Below are 17265 nucleotides of genomic sequence, written 5' to 3' on the forward strand. Positions count from 1 at the left end.
CAATTACAATTATGTCAAATTGTAAAGGCTTTACAGATAGCATTAGATCCAAAGGATTCATATATCAATGCACTAATGAAAACCAACTTTTCGATCTCCTTGCAGAAGGAAAAGTAACGTTTTATGTTGGGTTTGACTGCACAGCTCCATCTTTGCATATAGGAAATTTGTTGACATTAATGTTGACTAGATTTTTACAAAAATATGGCAATAAACCCATTATTCTTCTAGGTAGAGCTACAAGCAAAATAGGGGATCCCATACTAAAAACGGAAACTAGACCAATGTTAGAATACGGCGCGATAGACAAAAATGCTGAAGGTATAAAAAAATCCATATCAAAATTCGTAGATTTTGATGGAAGAAAGAATTCTGCAGTTTTAGTAGATAACGATCAATGGCTCGGAACAATAAAATATCTAGATGTACTAAGAGAGTACGGAAAATACGTCTCTTTAAGCAAAATGTTATCTATGGAGACCGTAAAAAATAGGTTAAATTCCAAATCTCACATATCGTTTTTGGAATTTAATTATCCTATCTTGCAAAGCCTAGATTTTTTGCACTTAAATAAAATGTACGATTGTTCTCTGCAAATAGGAGGAAGTGATCAATGGGGAAATATAATCGCTGGAGTAGAGTTGATACACAAAATTTTGAATAAAAAAGTATACGGACTTACATTGCCTTTGCTGTCAACTTCCTCTGGAACAAAAATGGGAAAATCAGAAAAAGGAGCAGTATGGTTAAATGAAGAATTGCTAAACGCATATGAATATTTTCAATATTGGAGAAATATAGAAGATAAAGACATAATAAGATTTGCGAAATTATATGGAGAATATAGCGAAGAAGAAGAATGTGATTTAAAGAAAATGGCACAAAAAGATAAAAATATGGCTAAACAATGTTTAGCGCTCAAAATTACGACTTTATGCCATGGTAAACAATTAGCACAAGAAGCATTACAAACTTCTTTGAATGTATTTGCTAATATCGATACAAAAGACCATTCAGTTCAAGGACTACCAATAATCAAAATAAATAAAAACCTGACAAAAGGGATTTTATCAGCATACGAAATTGTGAAGTTATCAGGCTTAGCATCGTCTAATTCTCAAGCAAAAAGACTAATACTAGAAGGAGCTGTAAAAATTGATGGGATAAAAGTGTTAAATCCGTCACAAAACATAACGTGTAACGATAAACAGACAATCATTATAAGTGTTGGAAAGAAAAAACACATCTCTGTAAAGATCTATCAGTAAAAAGCTTTACTTGTCTTGTACAACCATTTTTTCCGCTGAAGATCTGTAAAAAATACAAAATATCAGCAAAAATCCTAAACTGACAGCCATCATATAATAAGCAGGAGAAGAAACATCCTTCATATAATCTACTAATACTCTTGATATAATAGGAGCAGTACCACCAAAACAAGCAATACCTAAATTATAGCTAACAGATACTCCAAAAAATCTTTGCGATGGTTCAAAGAGAGTAATAACAAAAGAATACGCGGAAGAAGATGCAGCGCCTGCAACAATACCCAATAAAGTCAAAGCCAAAATATGACTAGCCATTTCCGGTTGCGACATTAATGTCAGTGCCGGTATAGAAAAAACGATTATCATCAACGCAGATAATATCAAAATTTTAATCCCACCAAACCTATCTATCAAATGACCCCACAGCGCCATACTGACTATTAAAAATAAGGAAGCATACATCATATATAGCAAAGATACCTCTGAAGATAAATTCATTATATTTTGATAATAAACATACACGTAACCCTTTATAATCTGTACAACGCTACTTGCCATAGCACCAGTAGCACAAGTAAGAATCATTTTTCTCCAACTAGAACGCATTATAGAAAATAGGCTATATCTCTTTTTACGCTTTATAACTTGCATTTTACGAAAAATAGGAGTCTCCGATACACGCATTCTTAAATACATTGTAACAAAGCCACAAACACCACCAAATAAGAATGCTATCCTCCAAAAATGTTCAAAATCTCCAAGATAACATCTCAAACCCAATGCAACTAAGGTAGCAAGAAACGTCCCTGCTATATTTGTTCCATGAACCAAACCAGAAATTAATCCAGTTTTTCTAGAATTATTATGCTCCAAAACAAAAATAGCTGTACCAGTACCTTCTCCACTAATGCAAAACCCTTGAACTACTCTAAAGCAAAACAATAAAACAGATGATATTTTACCAATAGCATGATAAGAAGGCAGTACTCCTATACCAAAAGTAGCGAAAGTCATGCCAAAAGCAGAGCATAACAGTGCAGCCCTTCTTCCAAACTTATCTCCTATATAGCCAAAAAAAATCCCACCTAAAGGCCTGGCAATAAAACCAACAGCAAATCCAGCTAATGCATATAACACCTGAGATAAATCAGAATTATACGGAAAGAAAACCCTACCTATATCAAGAGAAAAAGCTATATAAACAGTAAAATCGTAATATTCGAGTACATTACCCGCTATAGCAGCAAGAAAAATAGATTTAGGGCGACGTAGTTTTAATCTCACGAATCAAGAAATTTTCAAAATATAGAGAAATGTACAAACATTTTCAATTCAAAATGTTACTACTTAAATGCTACTACTTGTATAACAGAAACAAAGTTGAATCCTTCATACAAACACGCATGGGCCTGATTGTCTTATAAAAACACCCTTTTGTAAAGATATTAAGCTATTCACAACTCTCTACAATCTCTAAATATTCTTTTTTTATATCCAAAGTAAAAAAGCTATCTTTCATTCTAATCATCCAAGCTTCTATGTGTGCCACCTGCTCATCAGAGAACATTTTATCATCAATGGCAGACTTGATAAACGCCAACTGAATTTTCAAATCTTTCTTCAATTGTCCTAATTCATGCTCGCTTAAACTTTCCCAAGATTGAGCTAAAACAAAAGGATTGTGTAACCTCATAAATTTTTTAGTATAAAACTCTATGTAGAAAAGCATGTAACTCACCTGAGCAATTGTACCATCGAACACAACAAAAAAGAATGGCTTATGTAGACAAATAATATGTATTATCCTACTCTGCCTTAAGGCTATTTTAATAGATAGCGTGGTATCGTAACTGTTACATAGAAATCTAAACTATGGTAAATGGAAAATTCTCGTTCTAACAGATTAATATCATTTCTAAGGCTAATAAGAAGCGAAAATATCAGCCCAAGAACTTTTTTTAAGTTACTGGAAATGTTTGGCAGTCCAGAAAAAGCATTAGAAAATTTGCAAAATTGCGCAAGAAGAGGGGGGAAAGATGAACCGATAAAGATATGTTCAAAAAATGAAGCAACAGATGAACTAGAATCTTTGGAAAAAGAAAAAGCGCACATAATATCATTTGAAGATGAAGATTATCCAAAACTTTTACTACATTTAGAAGACTGCCCCCCTTTGCTTACATACAAAGGAAACATAAAACTCGCGCAAAAAGATTGCATAGCAATAGTAGGATCAAGAAATGCGTCTCTTAATGCGGTAAATCTTACAAAACATATAGCTGAAGATCTATCGCAATCATTTAATATGTGCATAATCTCTGGAATGGCAAAAGGAATAGATACCGCAGCACATCAAGCATCTATACCAAATACTATAGCTATTTTAGCAGGCGGAGTAGATAACATATATCCACTGCAAAACGCCGATTTATATAATAAGATTGCAGAACAGGGTCTTATAATGTCTGAAATGCCCTTGTATTCCAAGCCAATGACTCAAAACTTCCCCCAAAGAAATAGGATAATTGCAGGTATAAGTTTAGCGGTAGCTGCAATAGAAGCACGTTACAATTCCGGGTCATTAATCACTACAAGGTTAGCATTGGAGCAAGGAAAAGAGGTTTTTGCAGTACCAGGATTTCCACTAGACCCCAGATCAAAAGGAACAAATTTACTGATAAAAAATGGTGCAACAATAATAGAAAATGCACAAGATATAATGGATAATCTTCCTAGATTCACCCACATAAAAAACAAAATGCAAGAAAGAAAGACAAACAAATTCTTTGATCAAGACAATGCACAAAGCACTTACGAGGAAAGTACAGAAGAGACGAGATCAAAAATATTAAACACTCTTTCAAATATTCCTTTTAGCGCTGATAAAATTTCTCAACACTGTAATTTATCTCCAAAAGAAATGTACTTAGCACTGTTAGAATTAGAATTAGCAGGTAGAATACAACGACATCCTGGCAATGCATTTTCTTTAATACTTTAACCACATGAAACTTGTAATAGTTGAATCTAAAGCAAAAGTAAAAACTTTAGAAAAATATCTTGGAAAAGAGTTTAACGTCATTGCATCTATGGGGCATGTAAAAGCATTACCGTCAAAGCAAGGCTCAGTACTACCAGAAAAAGATTTCCAAATGATTTACGAATACGTAAAAGGAGCTTCATCAATAGTAGGAGATATTGCAAAAAAAAGTCTAAAAACAACAAAAATATATTTGGCAACTGACCCAGATAGAGAAGGGGAGGCTATAGCATGGCACATTTACAACTCTGTAACGCAATATTTAAAAAATAATAGCGAAATATCAACCGATACTAAATTTTCAAGAATAGCATTCAACGAAATAACTCGAGATAAAGTAAAAGAAGCAATACTAAATCCAAGAGATATAGATATGAATTTAGTACAGGCGCAACAAGCAAGGTTGGCATTAGATTATTTAGTAGGGTTTACCTTATCTCCTTTATTATGGAAAAAATTACCAAAATGCAAATCTGCTGGAAGAGTGCAATCAGTAGCTCTTAGACTTATTTGCGAAAGAGAGTTTGAAAGAGCAAAATTTGACACTCAAGAATACTGGTCAGTCCTCTTGAACTTTCTCACAAAAGACAATAAAGAAATTAAAGCAAAACTAACTCACAAAGACGGAAAGAAATTAGACAAATTTGACATATCAGAACAAGAAGCAAAAGAATTAGAAGTAAAGTTAAGGGAAAAATATTTTAAAATATTACGAATACAAAAAAAGAAATCTAATAAAAATCCACCCCCACCATTTAATACAGCATCTCTGCAGCAAGAAGCCGCAACGAAACTAGGATTTACGGTGAAAAAGACTATGCAAATAGCTCAAAAGCTTTACGAAGGAATACAAGTAGAAGATGACATAGTTGGACTTATTACATACATGAGAACAGACGCGGTCGTATTATCAAATGAAGCTTTGACGCAAATAAGAGATTTTATCAATACAAGCTTTGGAAGCAACTTCGTACCTACCAAGTCAAGGATATACTCAACTAAAACCAAAAATGCACAAGAAGCACATGAAGCAGTAAGACCAACTAATGTAAATTTGACACCAGAAAAAATAAAAGACAGCTTATCAGATGAACAACGTGCTCTTTACGAACTTATATGGAAGCGCTCCGTAGCATCTCAGATGAAATCTTCTGTAATTGAAACAATATCTGCAGAAGCAACATGTGATGATGGTAGTCATATTGCACAAGCTACCGAGTCTTATATATCATCTAGTAATTGTTATAGCATCATATATAACTCATATGATGAATATGATGACAAAATAGAAAAGGCAAGTATTATGTACTCTTTACAAGAAGGAGAAAGTTTAACTACTCAAAGCATAACTCCAAAGCAACATTTTACAGAACCACCGGCAAGATATTCCGAAGCAAGTTTAGTGAAAAAATTAGAAGAATTGGGCATTGGTAGACCATCTACATATGTAAATATAATATCAGTACTTCAGAATAGAGAATATGCAAATCTAGATAAAAAGAGATTTATACCAAATTTCACAGGATCTATACTTATCACATTTTTAGAAAATTTCTTCGACGAATATTTTCAGTACAATTTTACAGCAAAATTAGAAGAAGAATTGGATGAAGTAGCAAAAGGAAAAACGTGTAAAGAAAAACTTTTGAATAAGTTCTGGAAAAAATTTAACGAAAAAATAAAAACAATAGAAGATAAGAGTTATCAAGAAGTATCTGATCTGATGGCAAAAGCATTAGAAAAAATTGTCTTTCCAAAAGAAGATAGTAAAAAACCATGCCCTAAATGTGGAGAGAAAAATATAGAAATAAAAATAGGGAAATTCGGCCCATTTTTAACGTGTGCTCAATATCCTCAATGTCAATTTTCTAAATCTGTAGCAGATTATTTATCTAACGATATAGAAGGAAATACGCAAAACGATCTTGTTTTTGAAGATTCTAATAAAAAAGAAATATCAATAAAACATGGTAAATATGGAATGTATATACAACAAGAAGATAAGGAAAACAAATCAATAAAACGGATATCTATACCAAGCGGTTTAGATAAAAATTCACTGTCAAAAGATTTGATATTAAAAATGCTGGATTTACCAAAAGTGATAGGTCAACATACAGAAACAGGAGAAAATGTATACTTAAAGGTATCAAAATTCGGTTTTTATATAGAACATCAATCAATTACAGCCAATATAAAATATAAGCAAGATCCATTTAACATAGCAATAGATGAGGCTGTAAAACTTTTAACGCAAACACAAAAACTTAAGAATAAAAAAGCCACAACAAAAAGAATAAAAAAATAATTGTTAAAAATGTTGTTTTACAATCAATCTTGTTCTTGCCTACTGAAAGAAGGCGGTATACTATAAGCCTTGGTAGTTTTGTACCAAAGCTGTTTTCTTTGTGAAAATATATAGTCAAGTGACTGTCTAAGAAAGAAATTTTGTAGCCAAGAACTAATATAGAGTTAGTTCTGTATGCACTATTTGTAGGTGATTTATACTTATAAAATTAATAAGGGCATTTGGTGGATGCCTTGGCGCTAAAAGGCGATGAAGGACGTAACAAGCTGCGATAAGCTTCGGGGAGCTGCTAATAAGCTTTGATCCGGAGATTTCCGAATGGGGGAACCCGTCCGTTTACGGACACTTTGGAGTTAATAAATACCTCCAAAGAGCAAACCTGGCGAACTGAAATATCTAAGTAGCCAGAGGAAAAGAAATCAATTGAGACTCCGTTAGTAGTGACGAGCGAACACGGACCAGGCCAGTCTTACAATCATCAAAACCAGAATGGGGTGGAAAACCCAACCATAGAAGGTGATAGTCCTGTAAGGGTAACGGATGAATGTAAGCTCGAGTAAGGCGAAACACGTGGAATTTTGTCTGAAGATAGGGGGACCACCCTCTAAGCCTAAGTACTCTTTAGCGACCGATAGTGAACTAGTACCGTGAGGGAAAGGTGAAAAGAACCCAGATGATGGGAGTGAAATAGACCTGAAACCGAATGCCTACAAACAGTCGGAGCAACCTGTTTTACAGTGTTGTGACGGCGTACCTTTTGCATAATGGGTCAGCGAGTTAGTCTATCAAGCAAGCTTAAGCCGTAAGGTGTAGGCGCAGCGAAAGCGAGTCTGAATAGGGCGCTTTAGTTTGATGGACTAGACCCGAAACCGAGTGATCTAACTATGGCCAGGTTGAAGGTAAGGTAACACTTACTGGAGGACCGAACCCGTTAATGTTGAAAAATTATGGGATGAGCTGTGGTTAGGGGTGAAAGGCTAATCAAACTCGGATATAGCTGGTTCTCCGCGAAATCTATTTAAGTAGAGCGTTACGTGTTTCTGATTGAAGGTAGAGCACTGGATGGAAAGTGGGGTCGAAAGATTTACTGCCTCCAACCAAACTCCGAATGTTAATCAGTTAAACGTAGCAGACAGACTGCGAGTGCTAACATCCGTAGTCAAGAGGGAAACAACCCAGACCGCAATCTAAGGTCCCTAAATAATGGCTAAGTGTGCAAGGAAGTAAGAAAGCCAAGACAGCCAGGAGGTTGGCTTAGAAGCAGCCACCCTTTAAAGAAAGCGTAATAGCTCACTGGTCTAATTAAGCTTTCTTGCGCCGACAATGTACCGGGGCTCAAGCCATTTACCGAAGATGTGGATTTACTTTCGCATCAAGGCTTTTTCTATGTTATAGAGCTAAGATTAAATCGCTTTTTTAGCGGTTTTTTCAAAAAGGTTCTATATCTTAGAATAAGCCTTGATAAGCCGATTGTAAGTGGTAGCGGAGCGTTCTGTAAGCCTGTGAAGGTAAATCGTGAGTTTTACTGGAGGTATCAGAAGTGAGAATGCTGACATAAGTAACGATAAAGAGTGTGAGAAACACTCTCGCCGAAAGTCCAAGGTTTCCTGCGTAAAGTTAATCTGCGCAGGGTTAGTCGGCCCCTAAGGCGAGGCTGAAAGGCGTAGTCGATGGGAATCAGGTTAATATTCCTGAACCAGGAGGAAAGTGACTAAGTGACGAGTTTATTTGCGCTTATTGGATTGTGCAAGTAATTAGAAGCTTACAGGAAATAGCACCTCCATTAAAGACCGTACCCCAAACCGACACAGGTGGGCTGGTAGAGCATACTAAGGCGCTTGAGAGAACAACACTGAAGGAACTCGGCAAATTGCATCTGTAACTTCGGGATAAAGATGACCTTGCCTGGGCAACCAGGTTAAGGTGACACAAACTAGGGGGTAGCGACTGTTTATTAAAAACACAGGGCTCTGCTAAGTCAATAGACGATGTATAGGGTCTGACGCCTGCCCGGTGCTGGAAGATTAAAAGGAGGAGTGCAAGCTTCGAATTGAAGTCCCAGTAAACGGCGGCCGTAACTATGACGGTCCTAAGGTAGCGAAATTCCTTGTCGGGTAAGTTCCGACCCGCATGAATGGCGTAACGACTTCCCCGCTGTCTCCAGTGTTGACTCAGTGAAATTGGATTCTCCGTGCAGATACGGAGTTCCCGCGGTTAGACGAATAGACCCCGTGAACCTTTACTACAGCTTTGTATTGATAGCAAAAAGTAAATATCCAGGATAGGTGGGAGACTTTGAAGTATGGGCGCCAGCTTATATGGAGTCACCCTTGGGATACCACCTATTTGCTTTTTGTTATCTAACTGAGACCTTTGAATCAAGGTCCAGAACAGTGCATGGTGGGTAGTTTGACTGGGGCGGTCGCCTCCCAAAGAGTAACGGAGGCGCGCGATGGTTAGCTCAGGTTGGTTAGAAATCAACTGCTAGAGTGTAATGGCATAAGCTAGCCTGACTGCGAGTCCTACAAGACGAGCAGAGACGAAAGTCGGTCATAGTGATCCGGTGGTCCCGTGTGGAAGGGCCATCGCTCAACGAATAAAAGGTACTCCGGGGATAACAGGCTAATGGTTTCCAAGAGTTCATATCGACGAAACTGTTTGGCACCTCGATGTCGACTCATCACATCCTGGGGCTGAAGAATGTCCCAAGGGTTCGGCTGTTCGCCGATTAAAGTGGTACGTGAGTTGGGTTTAGAACGTCGTGAGACAGTTTGGTTTCTATCTACCGTGGGTGTATGAGATTTGAGAGGACCTGCCTTTTGTACGTAAGGACCAAGGTGGACATACCTCTGGTGCACCAATTGTTACGCCAGTAGCATAGTTGGGTAGCTAAGTATGGAAAAGATAACCGCTGAATGCATCTAAGTGGGAAGCTTGCCTCAAAACTAAATCTTATAGAATCGTGGTAGACCACCACGTTGATAGGCCAGGTGTGTAAGCGTGGTAACGCGTTGAGCTAACTGGTACTAAAATTCGATCAATTTTATTCTTATAAGGCCTACAAGTGCATACAGTACTAACTCTATTAAAATAGGGGTTACAAAACATAATAAAGCTTTACATTACTGGCTTGGTAGTTATAGCGCAGGTGCCACACACGACTCCATTCCGAACTCGAACGTGAAACCCTGCAGCGCCGATGGTACTACATCATAAGATGTGGGAGAGTAGGTCATTGCCAGGCTTGTTATGTAAAATGTACATCTTATTTTTACATAAATAAATGTCACATTATGTGACATTTATTTAAATTTAGACAGTTAGATAATTTCACACCATCCACAATCCATAATAAAGTAATCACGATCTACTTCACCTGAGTTAAGTGTACCTAGTGATAAGTGAACTCGTGCATTCTCTCCATGAATCTTTTTGAATAGTGCAAGCATAATGCGAGGCACGTTGTTTTCACGAAATGTATTTTCCAAAGTGCTAATGTTATAGTCCCCTCCTCGTGCAAAAGTATCTCTCACATAGCTAGTATCGGAAGTTTCGTCGCAGACATTTTTTGCACTGATAGCCGTAACCTTATTTTGGGGAAATTCCCTTTGCCATCTACAAAGAATATCTTCAAGTAATGCGTTAATAGAAAAGCGATCAGCTGTTTCATACTTACCACCTGTGTTATATTCAGAATTATTGTAAACATGATTTTGCACATCAACCACCTCAAACATGTATCCCTTTTGATGTTCACGATGTAAAAAATTACAAACACATTTAGAATTATGAAGCCATGGTTTACATTTATCATACGCTCTTATAGTTAAACAAAAATGAGGACTATTTGGCTCTTGTAAGACATCAATATTCTGAGTCTCATCTGAATCTTCAGCATCATCAATATCTAAGGTCCAACTTTTATGCCCATCTGTTGCAAACCCTTTATAACGATTCTGAGTATAATGTGCACTTGCAAACGGGTTATTCATCTCTTCAAAAGGTACGCTATGTACGATATTGTTCCTTACAACTTTTTGAAAAATGTCATAAGAAAACGGCTTTCCTAGCCTTTGTTTTAGTTCTTCGCTTGGCATAATATATACCTATATAAGTTAGTTAAGATAAATTTTCAATGGGAGCAGTACATACGTAATGCTCCCTTTTTCATGATTATATTTAGTCAATCCATGTCCATAGGGTTTGGCCCCGTTGGTAAGGTCAACATATTCTGTTTTACCAGATTGGTTATAAACGTTGGCAATGCTCTTAAGATTGCCAAAATTGTTACTGTTTTTATTTACAGATCCATCTTCAAGGAATTCTTCAAATTCAACAAATCGAAATATTGTCCCACGCCACAATCTATTCCTTCCTTGCAAAGGTGTGTCATCATTATCCTTAAAGTAAAAAGGAATTCTATGTTGCGGATTTACACAACGCTTTGCTTCGTGATACCAACGCTCAAACGTCTGCACAAGACGTGCTATCGTATGTGTTATTTTGCGTAAGAGTCGCCCGTAAGGCATATCACTACCATTGTCCATATACTGCGTATGAACATTACCTAGTTTAGCAGGTCCAAGAAATAAATTCTTAGTACACCAACAGCAGCGCTTTAGCAACCTTGCGGCACAATTAATATCGAAAACCGCATTAAATATTTCCCGACTCTGGATCTTATTTTGACTAGTAATATCAGAAAGAAGATAGCGAAATAAGTTATTAAATGCGTGCTGAAATTTTTTTAGCTCCCATGGTGGCGTAATCATCTGCCTCAAAGAAGAAAATGATGTATACGATATATCCACAGCCTTTTTCATTTCCTGCCATCCAAAAATATGACGAAAATCTAGAAATACAGCACCACGCACAGATGTAGTATACAAGTAGTCAGAAATAGGCCTTCTTCCCATATCGCTTTCAGCAAATGCTCTCTTTAAAGTTTCGAATCTTGTATAGCGTCCTTTAGCTTTGTTTTTATGTCGCTCTAAATCCATTATCTGTGTCATATTTTTACGTTATAGCGAATTAAACTTTGTATTCTCTTTTTCAAGAACATCAACTTCTCAACGATGATACAAAAAAAGAGAATTAAAGCAACTATAGATTGTAAGAATTCAAATATAGCTATTTAGAGGTTGCGACTACAAGAAGGAATTTTGAACTTTATACCAGATAGAGATTCATCTACAAGTATCTGACAACACAATCTAGATGTTTCTTCTAAACCAAAAGCTAAATCCAACATATCCTCTTCTTCTTCGGATGGCGCTTTTAAAGAATCATATGCCTCTTGACTTTCTACAATAACATGACATGTTGAACATGCTAATCCGCCACCGCATGCACCTTCTATAGGGATATCATGTTGTTTTGCTACTTCCAACACAGATAATCCAGGCTGCGCATTGACAATTTTTTGTGTACCATCCGGGTAGATAAAAGTGATAGGAATACCAGACATGTAACCAACAACAAAGAATTTATTTTAAGATTCAGGTGTTAGATTCTATAAGAAAAAAAATCATGAAGCAAATCAAAACTTGTTCCGCATCAGTATGCATACTAGGTAGGCCCAATGTTGGTAAATCAACCTTGTTAAATACCATTTTAGAACATAAGGTGTCCATAGTAACGCACAAACCGCACTCAACACGATGCGCGGTTACTGGCATTTTGACAAAAAGCAATACCCAAATAGCATTAATAGACACACCTGGAATATGCGAAAAAAAAGATGCAATGAAAAGGTTTATGCTAAAGCAAACAAAAAATAATGTTAATACAGCAGACTTTCTTTTATTAATAGTAGATGGAAGATTTTATCCAATAGATGCAACATCTAATAAACTACTGTCAACCATGTACAGGAAGTTTAAAAACAAACTCCTTGTCATAATTAATAAAATTGATAAAGCTCACAATGTAAAACAACTGGTACATGAAATAAAGGAACTTTTACCAAAAGTGTTAATATTTACCATTTCTGCCAAAACTAAAGAAGGTATTAGTACATTAATACAACATTTATTAGACAAAGCCCCACCAGGAGCTTGGTTATACGATAAAAAAGAATACACAACTTCATCTTATAGAGATTTAGCATCTGAGATAACAAGAGAACAAGTTTTTCTATGTTTAGGAAAAGAACTGCCATATAGCATAAATGTAGAAACAGAGCTTTGGGAAACAAATACTTGCAACAATAAAACTACTATAAAGCAAGTTATTACGGTGCTAAAAGAAAGCCATAAATCTATAGTACTAGGAGAAAAAGGCAAAAAAATTAGGCAAATTCGCGAAAGAGCGCAAATAGAAATAAATACACATCTACAAATACGTGCCAAATTAAGTCTTTTTATAAAAGTAAGACCAGATTGGATAGAAAAACTGAATCAGTCACCTAAATGAACATTAGATGATATATATATATACGTACAATTGTAATTTACGTAAACTTGTAGACATAAGCGAAATTTCTTGTTACTTAAAGTAGTAGGGAAGAAATTATTTAAACCGAAAGTACAAAAACATAGATCAAAAACACAGATATTAATTATAATAACAATACAAGTATAGGAATGTGAAACTTACTGATTCTGCGTTTAGCTTTCAAAATTTGTTGCAATATAACATCCGTAAAGTAATTCTACAATTATCCAAAAAAATAGCAAAACATACAGCATGTATAAAGAGAAAAAAAGTAGATAAATTTTTTCTAGAAGAAGAGGAATTACAAGAGGTGCTCAACATCACAAAAAGCGCTATTTTATGCACGCACTTTAGCCCATCTACACCCCTTAAAGCTTTTCTCAATGATCATGAGTTGATCATACAAACAAAAGATTCTTCTTATAAAATTCAACATTCAGAATCAGAAACATCCGTCTTTACACTAAGTGGTAGTACTAGTAAACATCTAGAACAAATAGTAGCAACAAATAGCTACAATCATTTGACTCAGCTGTTTATATATAAATTTTTTTCTAATACAGAACTAGAAATAGTATGGAAAAAATTTCAAATGTTACTGAACAAGGAGAATGACAACAATTCACTTTTACAACAGAACTTAATAATAGCATTCTTATGCTATATAAACTCAATTCAAAAACATCCTTACATAAATCCATTTGCAGATATATCTGATTACATCTTGTGGAATCCTTCAAACCTCTTAACTGCGCCAGATTTATTGTGCAGAAAATGCAATACAGTTTCTTCTAAACCTAATCAAACACAACCACATCCTTGCAATGCTCTTAAAGAGCTACAAGAAGAAATGTGGCAAATAGAAATTGAAAAGCAAAAGAAAAAAATTAAAGAAGAAGAGGAAGAAGAACTAAAAAGACAAAAACTGCTGGAAAGACAAAAACTGCTGGAAAGACAAAAATCAAAAATAGAAAATAAAAACTTACAAATCAACGATACCAACACTAAGTCTAAATTATGTATCGAAGCAATACTAAAAGCAGGGAAAGAAAAAGTTATGACAAAAGCTAAAGAAGAGAATAAAACTCAAAAGAAAGATACAGCATCTTCACTATCACAATTTTGTGGCGTTTCAAACGAAAGAGATGTAGACAAAAAAATACAAACACCTCTATCAGAAATAGATAAGCTTAAATCGTCTTTAAAAGAGAAAAAGTATAGTTTTTTTGAAGACAAAAATATAACAGAAGAAAAGGCAAAAAAAGAAGAAATAAAAAAAGAAATATCAAAACAGGAAACAAAAAAAGAAAAATGTGATAAGAAAGTGCCAAAACATGAACCCACCAAAAGAAAAAAGGTAATACCACCAAAAGCTAAAGATAGTCCATTATATTCATTACTTCAGTGCTACGATATAGTGTACTCAATACAATATCACAGCATGTCTGACGAAAGTATGATGTTACTCATAACAAATTTTTGGCGCACTTGGACATCATTATTATTCGGTGATGAAAAAAAAGAGCTCTCGCAATGCTGGAAGGGAACTTATCAGTTAATAAAAAGATATTATGAAAATACAGATGGAAAAGTAGTACAGGTAAGACTCACTTCGGTAAACAGATAACTTCAGTACAAAAATAATGTGCTTCTTAAAACTACTACTTTCAATAAAAAACTTTAGAGAACAAAGTTAATTATTTTGTTAGGTACAAAAATTGTCTTCTTTGCCTCTTTATATATCAACCATGATTTCAACTTTTCATCATTACGCACCTCTGTTTTGACACATTCTTGATCTGCGTTTAGTGGTACAGTTATTATCCCTTTAGTCTTGCCGTTTATCTGCACTGCAATTTTAACTTTTGAATTAATTAATGCAGAATCTATATTGACCTTAGGCCAAACATCGTCTAAAGCCAAAATATCATCATGTCCTAACATATTCCATATTTCTTCTGTTACATGAGGAATAAACGGATTAAACATCTTTATCAAGGTTACGAAACATTCTTTCGTAGTAGAAGTAAAATTTGTGTTTACACGATCACTAATTTCATTACACAAAGTCCTTAGATAAGCTATAGCATTGTTAAACTTAGACTGTTCTATAGCATAAGATACATTCTTAACTATGCCATTGCAAAGAATAAGCAAGGACTCATCCGGCCTTGCATGAACACAATCTTGCTTTACAAAAACTTCAGCAAGAGAAAATAATTTAGAAATAAATTTGCTACATCCCTCTACGCCTTCTGTTACCCATTGCACATCTTTTTCTGGAGGAGTGTCAGATAAAACATATAAACGCAAAGTATCTGCACCATACTGCTTAACTATATAGTCTAGCCCAATTACATTTTTTTTAGACTTACTCATCTTCTCTAATCCATCACTTTTGTATACCACTTTCCCAGAAGATTTACTTTTTCTTCCCCCTTCTTGCATCACTACATCCTCTGGATAAATAAAATTACCGTCAGAATCTTTGAAAGTATGATGTAAAACCATTCCTTGATTAAGAAGATGATCAAATGGCTCAGGAACTGAAGTATATCCACAATCTATCATTACTCTTGATATGAAACGTGCGTACAACAAATGTAAAACAGCGTGTTCCACACCACCTATATAATGATCTACTGGCATCCAATAATTACAATCTTTTTCATTTATCAGAGTTTTGGAATCTTTACTACAAAATTTCAAAAAATACCAAGAAGATTCAAAAAATGTATCAAACGTATCCGTCTCTCTTTTTGCTGATTTTTTGCATAATGGGCAAGCAGTATTAACCCACTCAGCGCAAGATTCAAGAAAATTACCTTTAGCAATAGTGACTTGATCTGGCAACGTAACAGGCAATTGCTCTAAAGGTACAGGAACAATACCGCAATCGTTGCAGTGTATAATAGGGATAGGACAACCCCAAAATCTTTGTCTAGATATACCCCAATCTCTTAATCGATATACAACACGCTCTTTGCCCAACTTCTCTTTAATCAAACGCTCTGTCACCACACTTTTGGCCAGCTCGTTATCCATACCATTTAAAAACTTAGAATTTATCATTGTGCCACTTTCTATATGTGGCAATTTAGACGAATTCGACTCTATAACTCTTACTATCTCTAAGTCATATTTTACAGCAAATTCATAATCTCTTTCATCATGAGCAGGGCATCCATATACCGCCCCACTTGCATAATCACTAAGAATAAAATTGGCAATATAAATAGGTATTTTTTTCTCTGCACAAAAAGGATGCACACCATACAGACCTGTAAATAGTCCTAATTTTGTTTTATCTATCTCTTCATTCTTTAAAGCCATGCATTTGTTTACAAAAGCTTTTACATTAGGGGTATCTAAGTAACGCTTAACGAGATAATGATCACATCCAATAGCGATAAAGCTACAGCCAAATATTGTATCTGGTCTGGTAGTAAAAACATCTATGATTTCAGAAATACCATGTACCTCAAACTTTATCTCAACTCCTTTTGCGCGTCCTATCCAATTTTTCTGCATAATACGCACTTTTTCTGGCCACTTATGCAAATTATTTAGGCTTTCGATAAGATCGTTGGCATAACGCGTAATACGAAAAAACCATTGATGTAGCTTTTTCTTTTCTACAACAGCTCCGGAACGCCATCCTCGTCCATCTACTACTTGTTCGTTTGCAAGAACCGTTTTATCAACAGGGTCCCAATTTATCCATGATTCTTGTCTATAAGCCAAATCTTTTTGTAACATTTTTAAAAAGAGTTTTTGCTCATGCAAGTAATAGCTACTGCTACACGTTTTAATTTCCCTACTCCAATCGTAAGATATTCCCAACAAACTCAATTCATGTCTCATTGATGCGATATTTTGTTCTGTCCATACAGACGGACTAACACCTTGATCTATTGCCGCGTTTTCTGCAGGAAGTCCAAATGCGTCCCAACCAATTGGGTGCAATACGTTAAAACCACATAACCTTTTATACCTTGCTATAACATCCCCAATAACATAATTTCTTACGTGACCCACGTGAAGTTTACCAGAAGGATAAGGAAACATTTCTAATACATAACACTTCTTCTTTTTAGGATTTATATCAACTTCAAATACTTTTCTCTCTCTCCAAATCTTTTGCCATTTCCCTTCTATACCTTCTGATTTTCTACTCATAATCCCTTTTTTTCATTTAAAACAAATTAATTTTT

General features: G+C 35.3%; 11 protein-coding genes and 2 rRNA genes. 7 read left to right on the plus strand and 6 right to left on the minus strand.

The window, feature by feature from the left end; translation table 11 throughout:
• Positions 1 to 11 precede the first annotated feature (11 nt).
• Entirely contained in the window at positions 12 to 1268 is a 1257-nt protein-coding gene (tyrS, locus tag FZC37_RS02330; protein ID WP_148952114.1) for a tyrosine--tRNA ligase, read from the plus strand.
• Positions 1269 to 1274: 6 nt separating this feature from the next.
• On the opposite strand, the gene FZC37_RS02335 is transcribed toward tyrS, so the two are convergent.
• Both FZC37_RS02335 and FZC37_RS02340 read right to left on the minus strand, forming a co-directional pair.
• Complete coding sequence (locus tag FZC37_RS02335) at positions 1275 to 2552, minus strand: MFS transporter (RefSeq protein WP_148952115.1); 1278 nt, start codon at positions 2550 to 2552, stop codon at positions 1275 to 1277.
• 166 nt (positions 2553 to 2718) lie between these two features.
• Positions 2719 to 3030 carry a hypothetical protein gene (locus tag FZC37_RS02340; RefSeq protein ID WP_148952116.1) on the minus strand — a complete coding sequence of 104 codons (312 nt, stop codon included), beginning with the start codon at positions 3028 to 3030 and terminating at the stop codon, positions 2719 to 2721.
• Positions 3031 to 3147: 117 nt separating this feature from the next.
• On the opposite strand from FZC37_RS02340, the gene dprA reads away from it, so the two are divergent.
• From dprA to rrf, 4 genes are all read left to right on the plus strand, one after another.
• Positions 3148 to 4269, plus strand: a complete 1122-nt coding sequence (gene dprA / locus FZC37_RS02345; protein ID WP_148952117.1) for a DNA-processing protein DprA — start codon at positions 3148 to 3150, stop codon at positions 4267 to 4269.
• 4 nt (positions 4270 to 4273) lie between these two features.
• Entirely contained in the window at positions 4274 to 6616 is a 2343-nt protein-coding gene (topA, locus tag FZC37_RS02350) for a type I DNA topoisomerase (RefSeq protein ID WP_148952118.1), read from the plus strand.
• 201 nt (positions 6617 to 6817) lie between these two features.
• Positions 6818 to 9666 (plus strand): 23S ribosomal RNA (locus tag FZC37_RS02355).
• A gap of 79 nt (positions 9667 to 9745) precedes the next feature.
• Positions 9746 to 9860, plus strand: a 5S ribosomal RNA gene (gene rrf / locus FZC37_RS02360).
• A gap of 76 nt (positions 9861 to 9936) precedes the next feature.
• Here rrf and FZC37_RS02365 read toward each other — a convergent pair.
• The 3 genes from FZC37_RS02365 to FZC37_RS02375 all read right to left on the minus strand — a co-directional run bounded on the left by FZC37_RS02365 (position 9937) and on the right by FZC37_RS02375 (position 12083).
• The gene (locus tag FZC37_RS02365) at positions 9937 to 10713 is read right to left on the minus strand and encodes a hypothetical protein (RefSeq protein ID WP_148952119.1); all 777 of its coding nucleotides are present in this window, start codon (positions 10711 to 10713) and stop codon (positions 9937 to 9939) included.
• Positions 10714 to 10731: 18 nt separating this feature from the next.
• The gene (locus tag FZC37_RS02370) at positions 10732 to 11628 is read right to left on the minus strand and encodes a hypothetical protein (RefSeq protein ID WP_148952120.1); all 897 of its coding nucleotides are present in this window, start codon (positions 11626 to 11628) and stop codon (positions 10732 to 10734) included.
• A gap of 122 nt (positions 11629 to 11750) precedes the next feature.
• Complete coding sequence (locus FZC37_RS02375; protein ID WP_148952121.1) at positions 11751 to 12083, minus strand: ferredoxin family 2Fe-2S iron-sulfur cluster binding protein; 333 nt, start codon at positions 12081 to 12083, stop codon at positions 11751 to 11753.
• A 35-nt stretch (positions 12084 to 12118) separates the two neighbouring features.
• On the opposite strand from FZC37_RS02375, the gene era reads away from it, so the two are divergent.
• Complete coding sequence (era, locus tag FZC37_RS02380) at positions 12119 to 13030, plus strand: GTPase Era (RefSeq protein WP_148952122.1); 912 nt, start codon at positions 12119 to 12121, stop codon at positions 13028 to 13030.
• A 172-nt stretch (positions 13031 to 13202) separates the two neighbouring features.
• Positions 13203 to 14678 carry a hypothetical protein gene (locus FZC37_RS02385; protein WP_148952123.1) on the plus strand — a complete coding sequence of 492 codons (1476 nt, stop codon included), beginning with the start codon at positions 13203 to 13205 and terminating at the stop codon, positions 14676 to 14678.
• Between the two features lie 53 nt (positions 14679 to 14731).
• Here the strand turns inward: FZC37_RS02385 and leuS are convergent, their stop codons facing one another.
• The gene (leuS, locus tag FZC37_RS02390) at positions 14732 to 17230 is read right to left on the minus strand and encodes a leucine--tRNA ligase (RefSeq protein ID WP_148952124.1); all 2499 of its coding nucleotides are present in this window, start codon (positions 17228 to 17230) and stop codon (positions 14732 to 14734) included.
• Positions 17231 to 17265: the final 35 nt, after the last annotated feature.

Origin of the sequence: Candidatus Sneabacter namystus, from assembly GCF_008189685.1 — a bacterium.
Classification (GTDB): domain Bacteria; phylum Pseudomonadota; class Alphaproteobacteria; order Rickettsiales; family Rickettsiaceae; genus Sneabacter; species Sneabacter namystus.

Excerpts from the sequence above, each read along its gene's own strand:
- FZC37_RS02375 (WP_148952121.1), bottom strand. The coding sequence starts at position 12,083 with ATGTCTGGTATTCCTATCACTTTTATCTACCCGGATGGTACACAAAAA.
- FZC37_RS02365 (WP_148952119.1), bottom strand. The coding sequence starts at position 10,713 with ATGCCAAGCGAAGAACTAAAACAAAGGCTAGGAAAGCCGTTTTCTTAT.
- topA (WP_148952118.1), top strand. The coding sequence starts at position 4,274 with ATGAAACTTGTAATAGTTGAATCTAAAGCAAAAGTAAAAACTTTAGAA.
- leuS (WP_148952124.1), bottom strand. The coding sequence starts at position 17,230 with ATGAGTAGAAAATCAGAAGGTATAGAAGGGAAATGGCAAAAGATTTGG.
- tyrS (WP_148952114.1), top strand. The coding sequence starts at position 12 with ATGTCAAATTGTAAAGGCTTTACAGATAGCATTAGATCCAAAGGATTC.
- dprA (WP_148952117.1), top strand. The coding sequence starts at position 3,148 with ATGGAAAATTCTCGTTCTAACAGATTAATATCATTTCTAAGGCTAATA.
- FZC37_RS02370 (WP_148952120.1), bottom strand. The coding sequence starts at position 11,628 with ATGACACAGATAATGGATTTAGAGCGACATAAAAACAAAGCTAAAGGA.